Origin of the sequence: Streptomyces sp. NPDC005962 (genome assembly GCF_040629205.1) — a bacterium.
Taxonomy (GTDB): Bacteria; Actinomycetota; Actinomycetes; order Streptomycetales; family Streptomycetaceae; genus Streptomyces.
This window is the reverse complement of sequence record NZ_JBEXVE010000005.1, coordinates 231992-244677: the sequence shown is the minus strand read 5'-3', so window position 1 is coordinate 244677 and position 12686 is coordinate 231992. Positions and strand designations below refer to the sequence as shown.

Genomic DNA, 12686 nt, shown 5'->3' with positions numbered 1-12686 from the left:
CGGGATGGCTGCCCCCATCCCGCCGGGCCCCTCGCGTCTGCGGTTCCCGTCACACTCCGGGGCTTTCGGCGGCCACTAGAATCGGGGGCGTTACCGCTGGTTGGGGGCCGGGCGCGAGGGTGGGGTCCGGTGGGGTCCCGGGGGGAGTCGTATATGAGCCGTCACTCCGGTCGTTCCAGCGGCCTGATCTCCCTGTGGGCCGAGGCGCAGCGCCAGCGCGAGGCGCAGGAGCGGGCGCGAATCCAGCGGGAACGGGAGTGGGAGCGCGAGGAAGTGCGGCGGCTGCGGGCCGCCGAGCGGGAGCGGGGGCGCGACCAGCGGGAGCGGCAGGCGGCGTACCGGCGGCAGCGCGAGGCGGACGCGCGGCGGCGTACGGAGGAGCTGGAGGCGCGGGTCGAGGCGTTGCGGTCGCTGCTGGCGGCCGGGTGCCGGGCCCCGGCGTTCCGCCCGGACGGACTCCAACAGCCGGAGCGTGTCGAGCCGTTCGACCCGGGCGCGCTGGCCCACCCCGTACCGATGCCCGACCAGCGGCACTACCCGCCGCAGGGCGGCGGCTGGGGCCTCGGCTCCGGGCGCCGGGAGCGGGAGGAGACGCGGGAGCGGTACGAGCGGGACTGGCGCGCCGCGCAGGCGGCGGAGGCCGAACGGGTGCGGCAGCTGGCGGCGTACGAGCGGCAGTACGAGCGGTGGGCCGCCCAGCGGCTCGCGGAGATACGGCGGCACAACGAGGGCGCGGCGGAGCTGGCCGCCGAGGTGCGGGCCGGTGATCCCGAGGCGGTGGTGGAGTACTTCACGGCGGCGCTCTACCACTCCGCTTACGCCTCCCCGGTGTGGCCGGAGGGCCCGCCCCGCGAGATGTCCGCCGCGTACGACCCGGCCGCGCGCCAGCTCGTCGTGGACTGGGAGCTGCCGCGCTACGACATCGTCCCGGAGACCAAGTCGGTGCGGTACATGCCCTCCGCCGACGAGGACCGGGAGACGGCGCGCCCGGCCACCCAGCGCCGGGCGCTGTACCGGGACGTGCTCGCGCAGTGCGTGCTGCTGGCGCTGCGCGACCTGTTCGCGGCGGACGCGTCGGGCGCGCTGGAATCGGTCGCGCTGAACGGGTTCGTGGACGACCACGATCCGGCCACCGGCCACCGCGCCCGGATCGTCCTGGCGACCGTCACGGTGAGCCGTACCGACTTCGCCGCACTGCGGCTGGAGCAGGTGAGCGCGGTGGAGTGCCTGGTCGACGGCGTACGCGGCCGGTTGTCCACCCGCCCCGACCAGCGCGCCGCCGTAGCCCCCGGGCGGACGCCGGACGAGGTCGGCTCCGGTGTCCTCACCCAGGGCGGGGGCGACGAGCCGGATCTGCACGCGATGGACCCGATCGCCTTCGAGTCGCTGGTCGCGGACCTGTTCCGGGCCATGGGGATGCGGGCGGTGACGACCCGGCGTTCGAACGACGGCGGGGTGGACGTGGAGGCCATGGACCCCACGCCGATCCGGGGCGGCCGGATCGTGGTGCAGGTCAAGCGCTACCGCGGCACGGTGCCGCCGACCGCGGTGCGCGATCTGTACGGCACGGTCCAAGGCAGCGGCGCCAACAAGGGCGTCCTGGTCACCACCTCGCGGTTCGGCCCCGGCTCGCACACCTTCGCGCGCGGGAAGCCGCTGGAGCTGGTGTCCGGGGCGGAGCTGGTCGACCTGCTCCACCGCCATGGGCTGCGCGGGCGGTTGGGCGACGGCGCCACCGCGCCCGGGCCCGCTTCCGCCGCCGGGCCGCCCGACCACAACGTGCTGGGCATGTCCTGGTCGGGTGCGGTCGCCCTCGACGTCTGCGCCCTCGTCTGCGACGGCGACCGGGTGCTGAGCGACGACCACTTCGTCTTCTTCAACAACCCCCGCACCCCCGACGGCACCGTCAGCGCGCTCCCCGCCACCGCCCCCGACCGGGCGGCGGTCCGCGTCGCCTTCGACGCCCTGCCGCCCGAGGCCGACCGCCTCGTCCTCGCCGCGGCCGTCGACCCCGAGGCCGACCCCGGGGCGGACCTGTCCGGCTTCGCCGACGCCCGGATACGGCTCCTGGACGCGTCGGGCGCCGAACTCGGCCAACTGGAGGTCTCCGACGGCCGCCCCGGCGAAACCGCCCTGGTCCTGGGCTCGTTCCGGCGCCGCGCGGGCGGCGACTGGGACTTCGTGATCGGCGGCAAGGGCTACCCGGGCGGGCTGGAGGCGCTGGTCCGGGAGTACGGCATCGACGTCGCCTGACCGTGACGCGCGGCGGAACAGTCGGGGAGTGGGTGTCGCGGGCACAGCTTCATCCGACATACTGCCGGGCGTGGAGCAGCGCATAGGTCCGATGATCCCGCCCGTACCCGCCGCCGGGACCGATCCGGGGCACATCCCCGGCCTGACGCCCCCGCGCCCGGACGCCACCGAGGAGGCGACCGCGGAGGCGAAGACGGCCCAGGAGGCCCCAGAAGCCCCGGAAGCCCCGGAAGAGGCCGCCGACCGGCCCTCTGCCGAGACCGGCCCCGAGCCGGAGGAACCGGAGGAAGCGAAGGCGGCTGAAGCAGACGCCGAGACGCCGGAAGAGCCGGAGGAACAGGCCGACGACAAGGCTGACGACGAGGCCGACGACAAGGCCGAGGACGAGGCCGAGGACGAGGCCGGGGACGACGACGAGGCGGCCGAGGACGGGCCGGTCTTCGAGGTCTCCGACCGCCGCGGCTCGATCACCGCCGGGCGCTCCGGCGTCGCCTTCCAGCTGGACGGCGAGAACGCCGAGTTCTCCTGGGACGAGATCGGCGCGGTGGAGATCGACACCCCCCGCTTCGGCCGCCGCTTCAGCGTCACCGTCTACACGACCGCCCGCCGCTGGTACACCGCCGACGTCGAGGCCCCGGCCCGCGGCGCCCTCAAGGACTGGACGGCGAAGCTGGACGAGGTCCTGGACGCGTACTTCGAGGACACCGCCTCGTAGCCTCGCAGTAAAGCGTCGGCGCGCCGGGGCTCACGTGGGCTTACATCGCGATTCGGACCCGGAACGGTAAGAGCCGCGTAATGGCCGCGCTTCCCCGTATCCGGTGTCACAAGAGCGAGCTAAAGTCGGAATTCAGTGCACCTGACGAGGGGGACACCGTCACATGGCGCGGGACGAGTCCGTGATCGGTTGTACCGGGGTGCTGGTCATCGGCACCCGGGGGACCGCCGGTCCCGGCGAGGTCCTGGTACGCGTACGGGGCGGCTCGGAGACCTTCCTCGCCTGGTCCTCCGACCCCCTGCCGCAGGGGGCCTCCGTGCTGGTCATCGACTCCCGGGGCACCCGGGAGGTCGATGTCATGGAGTGGGCCGACCCATTGAACGCGTCGACCGGCGTGACCGGCGGCGCAGCGTGAGGGAGACGAACGATGTTCGGTTACCGCGTTCCCGCGCCCGACCAGGCGATGCTGATATCCGGAGGCAGGCGTGGCCAGGGGGGCGCGCCGTTCCGGGTGGTGACCGGCCACGGCAAGTTCGTGCTGCCCGTCTTCCGTAAGGTGCGCTTCCTGACGCTGGCGATGTGCGAGGCGGAGGTCGCCGAGACGTGCGTCAGCCGGCAGGGCATCGTGCTGACCGTCCGCTCGGTGATCGCCTTCAAGGTCGGCAACGACACCGAGTCGATCGTCAACGCCGGACAGCGCTTCCTCTCCGACCAGGAGCAGATGTCCATCCTCACCGGCCGCATCTTCGCAGGTCATCTGCGGGCCATCATCGGTTCGATGACCGTCGAGGAGATCATCACCGAGCGGCAGAAGCTGGCCACCGAGGTGCTGGACACCTCCAAGGCCGAGATGGCGAAGATCGGCCTGATCGTGGACTCGCTTCAGATCCAGTCCATCGACGACGGCGACGCCGGCTACATCGACGCGATGTCCGCCCCGCACAAGGCCGCCATCCAGCGGCAGGCCCAGATCGCGCAGGCGCAGGCCACCCAGGCGTCGTCCGAGGCGCAGCAGGAGGCGGCCCGCAACCAGGCCGAATACGCCCGGCAGACCGCCATCGTGCAGGCGCGGTACAACGCCGAGGTGGACCGCGCACAGGCCGAGGCCGCCCAGGCCGGACCGCTGGCGCAGGCCCACGCCCAGCAGGAAGTGCTGGCCGCGCAGACCGAGCTGGCGCAGCGGGCGGCCGCTCTGCGGCAGCAGGAGCTGGTGGCCGAGATCGTGAAGCCCGCCGAGGCCGAGGCCGAGCGCATCCGGGTGCTGGCGACGGCCGAGGCGGAGCGGATGAAGATCCAGGCCGAGGCGGCGGCCTCGCACGGCCGGGTCGCGCTGGACCGCATGCTCATCGATCAGCTGCCGCAGATCGTCAAGGAGGCTTCGTCGGGTCTGGCCGGCGCCAACGTCAACGTCCTCAACGGCGCGGACGGACTGGGCGAGATCGCGGCCGGGCTGGTGGGCCAGGGTCTGACCATCCTGGACTCGGTGCGGCGCAACCTGGGCGACGCGGAGACGCCGTCCCCGGGTGCGGGCGGCGGCCGGAACGGTGCCCGGCCGGACGACGGCGTGGTCGACATCCGCTGAGGCCCGTCGCCGAGGCCGATCGCCGAGGCGGCCAAGGGACTTGGGCTACCGTGAGGGCCGCGCAGCCAGTCGAGAGGGCCGAGGAACGTGACCGTGGAACGCCCGCACACAGTGAACGTCGCCGGAGTCATCGTCGACGAGCGGGACCGGGCGCTGTTGATCAAGCGCCGGGACAGCAGTACCTGGGAGCCGCCGGGCGGGCCGCTCGGCCCGGACGAGACGATCCCCGACGCCCTGCGGAGCGAGCTCCTGGAGGAGACCGGGGTGAAGATCGAGCTGCCGGCGGCCCTCACCGGGGTCTACAAGGACATGAACGGGCTGGCCGTCTCCCTCGTGTTCCGCTGCCGGGCCGCCGACGGCACGCCCGCCACCGGCCCGCGCACCCGGGCCTGGCGCTGGGCGACCCGGGCGGAGGTGCCGGACCTGGCGTGCGAGGCGTACGCGGCCCGCATCCTGGACGCGCTCGACACCGCCGCCCCGCCCACCGTCCGCGCCCACGACGGCCTGCGGCTGCTGTAACCCCGGGCGTCAGTAATCCCGGGCGTCGGTAATCCCAGGCGTCGGTAATCCCAGGCGTCGGTAATCCCGGGCGTCAGTCGTCGCCCGGGATGAGGCGGGCCAGTTCGGTGGCGACCGCCTGGGCAGCGGGGCTGGTCCAGCGGCGGCGGGCGCGGGTCAGCTGGATCGGGACCGGCGGGATCTCGGGGCCGTGGACCTCGGCGAGGCTGCCCTCGGCCAGCTGGCGTACGACCGTGGCGCGCGGCAGCAGGGTGAGGCCGAGCCCGGCGGCGACGCAGCAGCGGGCGGCCTCGATGCTGCCGAAGCGGGTGAGGCGGGGCGGCGGGCCGGGGACGGTACGCAGGGTGCGCACCAGGTGGTCGCTGTACGAGCAGCCCTCCTCGTGGACGAAGAAGGTCTGCCGGGCCAGCTCGGCCCAGCCCACGGTGCGGTCCGCGAACGGGTGGCCGGGGGCGGCGAGATAGACCAGCGGCTCGCGGGCGAGTGCGCGGGCGGCGAGGTCGGCGTGGTCGACCCGCTGCTCCAGCAGGAGCGCGAGGTCGAGGCGGCCCGCGCGCAGCCCCTCGACGGCGGCGGCGCTGCCCGCCGGGTGGAGGTTGAGCTCGATACCGGGGTGGCTGCGGGCGAGGGAGGCGATCACCCGGGGCAGCCGGGAGGCGCACAGGGACTCGCCCGCGCCGAGGGCGACCTGCCCTTCCGGGGTGCCCCCGGCCCCGGCGACGCCCGCGGCCGCCGCGCGCAGCCGCGCCTCGGCGTCGAGGACGTCCTCGGCGTCGGTGAGCAGCCGCCGCCCGGCGCTGGTGGGGACGGCGCCGGTGGGCAGCCGGTCGAAGAGGCGGGCGCCCAGCTCCCGTTCCAGGGTGCGGACCTGGACGGTGACCGTGGACTGGGCGAGATGCAGCTCGGCGGCGGTGGCGGTGAAGCTCCCGGTCCTGGCCAGGGCCGCGAACGTCCGCAGAAGTCTGGTGTCCACACCGCCAGGCTATCGGGTTTACCGATGGCGGCCAGCGAAAGGAATCGTTGGACGCGATGGGCTCCCGGTGGAAGCCTGGAGGGCATGACCGAAGTGCTGCGCTACTCCGCCTTCACCACCCACCCCTCCGGTGGCAACCCCGCCGGGGTGGTCCTCGACGCCGGGGCGCTCGCCGGGGACGACGCCGCCATGGTGGCGCTGGCCGCCCGGGTCGGGGACTCCGAGACCGCGTTCCTCACCGCGCACGGGACGACCCCGCGCCGCTACCGGGTGCGGTACTTCAGCCCGCGCGCCGAGGTCGCCTTCTGCGGGCACGCCACCGTCGCCGCCGCCGTGGCCCTCGCCGAGCGGGACGGCCCCGGCGAGCTGGTCCTCGACACGGCGGCGGGCGAGGTCCGGGTGGCGACGAGCACGGACGGCGGGGTGCGGTACGCCACCCTCACCTCCGTGCCCACCCGGTCGCGCCCCGCCGACGAGGCCACCGAGGTCGCGCCCGCGCTGGCCGCGCTGCGCTGGTCCGGGGACGACCTCGACCCGGCCCTCGCCCCGCATGTGGCGTTCGCGGGCAACGACCACCTCGTCCTGGCCGCCGCCACCCGGGCCCGGCTCGCCGACCTCGCCTACGACTACGGCGCGCTGGAGGAGCTGATGCGGCGGCGCGGCTGGACCACCGTGCACCTGGTGCACCGCCCGGACCCGGACCGGCTCGACTTCCACGCCCGCGATCCGTTCCCGGTGGGCGGTGTCGTCGAGGACCCGGCCACCGGCGCAGCGGCCGCCGCCTTCGGCGGCTATCTGCGCGCGACCGGCCTGGTCGGTGAGGCGGCCCGGGTCCGCATCCGGCAGGGCGAAGACATGGGGCGGCCCAGCGAACTTCTGGTCGACATCACTCCCGACGACACCCGCGTCCGCGTCAGCGGCCACGCGGTGAGGATTCCCGCATGACGACACGGACGACACGGACGACACGGACGACACGGACGATCAACCGCTACTACCAGCTGCCCCGCTTCACCGGCGTGGACGCCCTCCGCCCCGCCGAACGCGAACTGCCCGCCCCCGGGCCGCGCGAGGTGCTCGTCCGGATGCGCGCCTGGTCGCTCAACTACCGCGACCTGATGATCGCTTCGGACACCTACGGGCGCACCCTCACCCCCGGCCTGGTGCCGCTGTCCGACGGCGCGGGCGAGGTGGCCGACGCGGGCGCCGAGGTCACCCGGTGGTCCGCCGGGGACCGGGTGGTGGGCATCTTCATGCCGCACTGGATCTCCGGCCCGGCCACCGCGGAGCGGACCGCGGGCGCGCTCGGCGGCCCGTCCGACGGCGTACTCGCCCAGTACGTCCTCTTCGACCAGGACGCCCTGGTCGCCGTCCCCGCGCCGCTGGACTTCGCCGAGGCCGCCACCCTCCCCTGCGCCGCCGTGACCGCCTGGCACACCGTGGTGGCAGCGGGCCAAGTGGCTCCCGGGCAGACGGTGCTGACGCTGGGCAGCGGCGGTGTGTCGCTCTTCGCGCTGCAGTTCGCGGCGCTGGGCGGCGCCCATGTCGTCGCCACCTCCAGCAGCGACGCCAAGCTGGCCCGGCTGCGCGCGCTCGGCGCGGCCGACGGGGTCGACTACGTGCGGACGCCCGCGTGGGGGCAGGCGGTGTACGAGGCGACCGGCGGCGGCGTGGACCATGTGGTGGAGGTCGGCGGGGCGGGCACGCTGCCCCAGTCGCTCACCGCCGTCCGCACCGGCGGGCGGATCAGCGTCATCGGGGTGCTGGCCGACGGCGACGGGGTCGATCCGATCGCGGTGGTGCGCAAGGGCATCACGCTCCAGGGGATGTACGTGGGCAGCCGGGACATGTTCGAGGACATGAACCGGGCGATCGAGCGGCACCGGCTGCGTCCGGTGATCGACCGCGCCTTCCCGTTCGCGGAAGCGCCCGCCGCCTACCGCCACTTCGCGGGCCGGGGCCACTTCGGGAAGGTGGTCATCACGGATACGTGATCTCAGTCGTCCCCGTAACCCCCCTGATAGAGCATGCCCTCCTCGTTGACGAGCGCGTACTGGGGTTGCAGCGCTTTGAGCGCGCGCTCCCGCTCCAGCAGCTCGGTCAGGGGCGGGAGCGGGGCCAGGCCGAGGCGTTCGAGGAGTTCGGCCCGCATCGCGGGGATGGCTCCTTCTTCGAGGTCGGCTTCCTCGGTGAATTCCGCGTCGTACTCGGCGCGCAGGGCTTCGAGCGCCTGCTCGTCCATCGTCCGGCCCTGCCCCTCCCGGTACAGGGCCTCCCCGGCGCACGACAGCCCGATCATCAGGAGCAGCGCGTCGCGGAGGGTCGCGCCCATCAACCCGCAGTGGCCCTCCGAGTCGGCGAGGAGCACCGGGCGGTCCTCGCCGTCGCCGTGCCCGCAGAGGAAGTACGTACCGCCACCGTCGTCCTTCGCGATCGGCTCCAGCGGGGCGCCGGAGAACAGCCACACCGGTTCGCAGTGGGTGACGGGCCCGAAGCCGGTGAGCATGTCGAATTCGAAGGGAAAGCAGGCCAGCATGTCCGCCTTGCGGTCGGCCTTGAGACGGTCGAGAAGTGATGCGGAAGTCGTCATGGGCCGGACGCTACAAGGGGGTTCGGACAGCGCCCATGTGCCCCTACGGGAGGCCGTGGATCTTCGCGGTCAGGCGCCGCAGCAGATGCCTCCGGTCGGCGCCGCCCGGGCGGCAGTCCTCCAGGCGCCGGACGACCGCCGACGGCACCTCGTCGGGGCCGACGAGGTCCACGGCCTTGTCGAGCGCGCGGAGCCCCCAGTACTGGCCGAACGGCTGGGGCTCGTCGACGACGGCGTCCGCCAGAGCGCGCAGCGCTGCCGCGTCCGGTACGGCGTACAGGCGCGCGTAGGCCGCGAGCCGCAGGCCGCCGTCCGGTGACGCGAGCCAGTCGGCCAGTGGGGGGTCGGCGAGGCGCTGGGTGGTGCGTACCAGGCGCGCCAGGATGCCGTTCATGCGCTGCGTACGGGCCGATCCGGCGCGCATCGACTCACGCACCGACAGGTATTCGGCGGCCAGCCTGCGCACCTCGTCCCGGGCCGTCGGGTCGTCGGTCTCCCCCGGGCCCTCGCCGCCGCCCACGAGCGCGGCGTCGGCCATGGCCTCGGCCGCCTCGATGCGCTGCTCGACGTCCCGGAACTCGACCCTGAGCCCGCCGGGCAGTTCGATGCTGGTGAAGAGGTCGCGGAGCCACGGCACGACGGCGATGACCAGCAGCGCGACGGTGACGTTGTCGATTTTCAGGTCGGGGGCGACGAGATGGGCGAAGGCCACCCCGAGGGCCAGACAGCTCACCGCCGCCGCGATGAGGTGCCGCCGCCATGCCCGGTTCCGCTCAACACGCCCGCCGCGCGCGCCCCGTTCGTTCACGGGGGCATTCTCTCAGGCCGGATAGGCGTGTGTCTGGGCCGCCTTGAGGGTGGCCCAGACCGTGCGGCCCGGGTGGAGGCCGAGGTCGGCCACGGCGGCGGTGGTGAGGTCGGCGAGGAGGGGCAGTTCGCCGGTGAGGGCGACGCGGATCTGGTCGCCGTGCGACTCCAGGCCGGTGACCTCGGCGCGCCAGGCGTTGCGGGCGCTGGACTCGGGGCGGTCGCGGTGGAGGGTGACGGCGGCGGGCGGGAAGGCGACGAAGGCCGGGCCGTGGAGGTCGTCGGCGGTGGTGATGGCCGTACCGCTGTCGAGCCGCACCGTGTGGCCCTCGGCGCGCCCCTGGTACAGGTTGAGGCCGACGAGGCTGGCGATGTAGTCGGTACGGGGCCGCCGGGACACCTCGGACGGGGTGCCGTCCTGGACGACGTGGCCGTCCTCGACCACGACGAGCCGGTCGGCGAGCACCATCGCGTCCAGCGGGTCATGGGTGACCAGGACGGCCACCGCCTCGAACTCGGCGAGGTGGCGGCGGAGTCCGGCGCGTACGTCGAGCCGGGTACGGGCGTCCAGCGCGGCCAGCGGCTCGTCCAGCAGCAGCAGCCGGGGGCGTACGGCCAGGGCGCGGGCGAGGGCGACGCGCTGGGCCTGGCCGCCGGACAGCCGGCGCGGTTTGGCGCCCGCGTGGGTCTCAAGGCCCATCCGGGCCAGGATGTCGGCGGCCCGGGCGCGGGCCTCGGCCTTGGGGACGCCGTGGCAGCGGATGCCGAAGGCCACGTTGTCGAGGGCGGTGAGGTGCGGGAAGAGCAGATAGTCCTGGAAGACGACGCCGACCGGGCGGGCCTCGGGCGCGATCCGCAGCCGCCGTGCCGGTTCCTCCAGCGCCCGCCCGTCCAGGCGCAGTTCGCCCGCGGTGAGCGGGGTGAGCCCGGCCAGGGCGCGCAGCGCGGTGGTCTTGCCCGCGCCGTTGGGGCCGAGCAGGGCGACCACCTCGCCGGGGGCGGCGGCAAGGCGCAGATCGAGCCGGAAGTCGCCGCGGTCCACGACGAGATGGGCGTCGAGGCCGCCGGTGTGCCGCCCGGTCTCGGAGGTGCGGGTGGTCACGAGGAGGCTCCCATCCAGCGGTCGCGCAGCCCGGCCAGGACCGCGACGGATACGGCGAGCAGGACGAGGCTCAGCGCGATGGCGGCGGCCGGGTCGCTCTGCAGCGCGAGGTAGACGGACAGCGGCATGGTCTGGGTGCGGCCCGGGAAGTTGCCCGCGAAGGTGATGGTGGCGCCGAACTCGCCCAGCGCCCGCGCCCACGCCAGCACCGCACCGGCCGCCACACCGGGGGCGATCATCGGCAGGGTGACGCGCCGGAAGGCGGTGAAGCGGGAGGCGCCGAGGGTGGTGGCGGCCTCCTCGTACCGCGGGTCGGCGGCCCGCAGCGTGCCCTCGACGCTGATGACGAGGAACGGCATCGCCACGAACGCCTCCGCCACCACCACCCCCGCCGTGGTGAACGGCAGGGTGATGCCGAACGCGGAGTCCAGCCAGCGGCCCGCGATCCCGTTGCGGCCCAGCGCCAGCAGCAGCGCCACACCGCCCACCACCGGCGGCAGCACCAGCGGCAGCGTCACCAGGGCGCGCACCATGCGGCGGCCGGGGAAGCTGGCCCGGGCCAGCAGCCAGGCCAGCGGTACGCCCAGCACCAGCGCGACGGCGGTCGCGGCGGTCGCGGTGATCAGCGACAGCCGCAGCGCCTGCCACACCTCGACGCTGGTCAGCTGATCCGGCAGCGACCGCCAGGGCGCCCGGACCAGCAGCGCGGCCAGCGGCAGGACGAGGAAGGCGAACCCGGCGAGGGCGGGCAGCAGCAGCGGCAGCGGAACACCGGACCGGGGCCGCCGCCCCCGTCCGCGCCGCCGCCGCTCGTCTTCGAGGATCTGGCCGTCCTGCGGGGCGGAAGTGGTCACGGCTTGAGGAAGCCCGCCTTGGTCAGCACCTTCTGACCCTGCGGGGACTTCACGAGGTCGATGAAGGCGGAGGCCGCGTCGGCGTTGGGCGCCTTCTTCAGCAGGGCGACCGGGTAGTCGTTGATGGCCTTCTCCGACTCCGGGAACTCCACGCCCTCGACCTTGCCGCCCGCCGCCTTCACATCGGTCTTGTAGACCACGGACGCGTCCACCTCCTTCAGCTCCACCTTGGTCAGCGCGCCCTTGACGTCCTGCTCATAGCTGGCCGGCGTGAGCTTCAGGTGCTCCGCGTCCAGCACCTTCTGCGCGGCGGAGCCGCACGGCACCTCCTTGGCGCACAGCGCGACCTTCAGCCCGCCCTTGGTGAGGTCCTCGAAGTTGGTGATCTTCTTCGGGTTGCCGGGGAGGGTCGCGATCTCCAGCTGGTTGCGGACGAACGTCGACGGGGTGCCCTTGGCGTCGCCCGCGTCGGTGACCGTCTTCATGGTCTTCGGGCTCGCGGCGGCGAACACGTCGGCGGGGGCGCCGGAGGTGATGGAGGCGGCGAGGGCGTCACTGCCGCCGAAGTTGAACGTCACCTTGGTGCCGGGGTGTTCCTTCTCGAAGGTCTTCTTCAGCTCGGTGAAGCTCTCCTTGAGCGAGGCGGCGGCGAAGACCGTGACCGTGCCGGACACCTTCTTCGAGCCGTCCGAGGATGCGCCGCCGTCCTTCTTCGTGTCGCCGGAACCGCCGGAGGAACAGGCGGACAGCGCCAGCGCCGCCACGGTGAGGCCACCGGCAATGCGCAGGGTGCGGTGGGGCACGGAACGGGTCGTCACAGGTTTCTCCCTCGTCGGTGGGCGCGGCGGGGCCGCGCTCACGGCTTCTCCACGACCACGTTGGTCGACTTGATCACGGCCACCGCGGGGACGCCCGGTTCGAGCTTCAGCTCCTCCGCGGATTCCCGGCTGATCATGGACACCACCCGGAACGGTCCCGCCTGGATCTCCACTTGCGCGGACACATCGCCGAGGATCACCTCGGTGACGATGCCCGCGAAGCGGTTGCGGGCCGACGAGACGCCGTTGCCCTCCCGGTCCGAGCCGCGGCTCAGCTCCCGGGCGAACGCGGCCAGCGCCGGGCCCGGGATGATCCGGCGGCCCTGTTCGTCCCGCTCGGCGGTGAGCCGTCCGCTGTCGACCCAGCGGCGCAGGGTGTCGGCGCTGACGCCCATCAGGGCCGCCGCGTCTCCGATCCGGTACGTGTGCATCCGCCCATGATACGAGCGCGTTTGCGAGGCCTGGATCATCTA

The 12686-nt window shown here is 73.9% G+C and carries 14 protein-coding genes; 7 read left to right on the top strand and 7 right to left on the bottom strand.

The window, feature by feature from the left end:
- Positions 1 to 153: 153 nt before the first annotated feature.
- The 5 genes from ABZ370_RS11370 (at position 154) to ABZ370_RS11350 (ending at position 5069) form a co-directional block, all read left to right on the top strand.
- Positions 154 to 2253 (top strand): restriction endonuclease, encoded by a 2100-nt coding sequence (locus ABZ370_RS11370; protein WP_358619146.1) that lies wholly within the window; start codon positions 154 to 156, stop codon positions 2251 to 2253.
- A 70-nt stretch (positions 2254 to 2323) separates the two neighbouring features.
- The gene (locus ABZ370_RS11365) at positions 2324 to 2968 is read left to right on the top strand and encodes a hypothetical protein (protein ID WP_358619145.1); all 645 of its coding nucleotides are present in this window, start codon (positions 2324 to 2326) and stop codon (positions 2966 to 2968) included.
- 163 nt (positions 2969 to 3131) lie between these two features.
- Positions 3132 to 3383: a hypothetical protein gene (locus ABZ370_RS11360; protein WP_358619143.1), complete on the top strand. Its 252-nt coding sequence runs from the start codon at positions 3132 to 3134 to the stop codon at positions 3381 to 3383.
- 12 nt (positions 3384 to 3395) lie between these two features.
- Positions 3396 to 4550, top strand: a complete 1155-nt coding sequence (locus ABZ370_RS11355) for an SPFH domain-containing protein (protein ID WP_358619141.1) — start codon at positions 3396 to 3398, stop codon at positions 4548 to 4550.
- 87 nt (positions 4551 to 4637) lie between these two features.
- Positions 4638 to 5069, top strand: a complete 432-nt coding sequence (locus ABZ370_RS11350) for an NUDIX hydrolase (protein WP_358619139.1) — start codon at positions 4638 to 4640, stop codon at positions 5067 to 5069.
- Between the two features lie 73 nt (positions 5070 to 5142).
- On the opposite strand, the gene ABZ370_RS11345 is transcribed toward ABZ370_RS11350, so the two are convergent.
- On the bottom strand, positions 5143 to 6042 hold the full coding sequence (locus ABZ370_RS11345) for a LysR family transcriptional regulator (RefSeq protein ID WP_358619137.1): 900 nt from the start codon (positions 6040 to 6042) through the stop codon (positions 5143 to 5145).
- Positions 6043 to 6126: 84 nt separating this feature from the next.
- On the opposite strand from ABZ370_RS11345, the gene ABZ370_RS11340 reads away from it, so the two are divergent.
- Positions 6127 to 6987, top strand: a complete 861-nt coding sequence (locus ABZ370_RS11340; RefSeq protein ID WP_358619135.1) for a PhzF family phenazine biosynthesis isomerase — start codon at positions 6127 to 6129, stop codon at positions 6985 to 6987.
- Complete coding sequence (locus tag ABZ370_RS11335; RefSeq protein ID WP_358619133.1) at positions 6984 to 8036, top strand: NAD(P)-dependent alcohol dehydrogenase; 1053 nt, start codon at positions 6984 to 6986, stop codon at positions 8034 to 8036. Before ABZ370_RS11340 ends, ABZ370_RS11335 begins: the two co-directional genes overlap by 4 nt.
- A 2-nt stretch (positions 8037 to 8038) precedes the next feature.
- Here the strand turns inward: ABZ370_RS11335 and ABZ370_RS11330 are convergent, their stop codons facing one another.
- From ABZ370_RS11330 to ABZ370_RS11305, 6 genes are read right to left on the bottom strand one after another with little or no spacing between them, the layout of a single operon-like run.
- A complete protein-coding gene (locus ABZ370_RS11330) occupies positions 8039 to 8632 on the bottom strand; it encodes a hypothetical protein (RefSeq protein ID WP_358619131.1) in 594 nt (197 codons plus the stop codon).
- Positions 8633 to 8675: 43 nt separating this feature from the next.
- Positions 8676 to 9440, bottom strand: coding sequence for a hypothetical protein (locus tag ABZ370_RS11325; protein ID WP_358619130.1), 765 nt, complete (start codon positions 9438 to 9440; stop codon positions 8676 to 8678).
- A 12-nt stretch (positions 9441 to 9452) separates the two neighbouring features.
- Positions 9453 to 10541 (bottom strand): ABC transporter ATP-binding protein, encoded by a 1089-nt coding sequence (locus ABZ370_RS11320; RefSeq protein ID WP_358619129.1) that lies wholly within the window; start codon positions 10539 to 10541, stop codon positions 9453 to 9455.
- Positions 10538 to 11365, bottom strand: a complete 828-nt coding sequence (locus ABZ370_RS11315) for an ABC transporter permease (protein WP_358619328.1) — start codon at positions 11363 to 11365, stop codon at positions 10538 to 10540. The genes ABZ370_RS11320 and ABZ370_RS11315 overlap by 4 nt, the downstream gene beginning before the upstream one ends.
- A 26-nt stretch (positions 11366 to 11391) precedes the next feature.
- Positions 11392 to 12213: a molybdate ABC transporter substrate-binding protein gene (gene modA / locus ABZ370_RS11310; RefSeq protein WP_358619127.1), complete on the bottom strand. Its 822-nt coding sequence runs from the start codon at positions 12211 to 12213 to the stop codon at positions 11392 to 11394.
- Positions 12214 to 12251: 38 nt separating this feature from the next.
- On the bottom strand, positions 12252 to 12644 hold the full coding sequence (locus ABZ370_RS11305) for a helix-turn-helix transcriptional regulator (RefSeq protein ID WP_358619125.1): 393 nt from the start codon (positions 12642 to 12644) through the stop codon (positions 12252 to 12254).
- Positions 12645 to 12686: the final 42 nt, after the last annotated feature.

Excerpts from the sequence above, each read along its gene's own strand:
- ABZ370_RS11370 (WP_358619146.1), top strand. The coding sequence starts at position 154 with ATGAGCCGTCACTCCGGTCGTTCCAGCGGCCTGATCTCCCTGTGGGCC.
- ABZ370_RS11360 (WP_358619143.1), top strand. The coding sequence starts at position 3,132 with ATGGCGCGGGACGAGTCCGTGATCGGTTGTACCGGGGTGCTGGTCATC.
- ABZ370_RS11355 (WP_358619141.1), top strand. The coding sequence starts at position 3,396 with ATGTTCGGTTACCGCGTTCCCGCGCCCGACCAGGCGATGCTGATATCC.
- ABZ370_RS11340 (WP_358619135.1), top strand. The coding sequence starts at position 6,127 with ATGACCGAAGTGCTGCGCTACTCCGCCTTCACCACCCACCCCTCCGGT.
- ABZ370_RS11335 (WP_358619133.1), top strand. The coding sequence starts at position 6,984 with ATGACGACACGGACGACACGGACGACACGGACGACACGGACGATCAAC.
- ABZ370_RS11330 (WP_358619131.1), bottom strand. The coding sequence starts at position 8,632 with ATGACGACTTCCGCATCACTTCTCGACCGTCTCAAGGCCGACCGCAAG.
- ABZ370_RS11305 (WP_358619125.1), bottom strand. The coding sequence starts at position 12,644 with ATGCACACGTACCGGATCGGAGACGCGGCGGCCCTGATGGGCGTCAGC.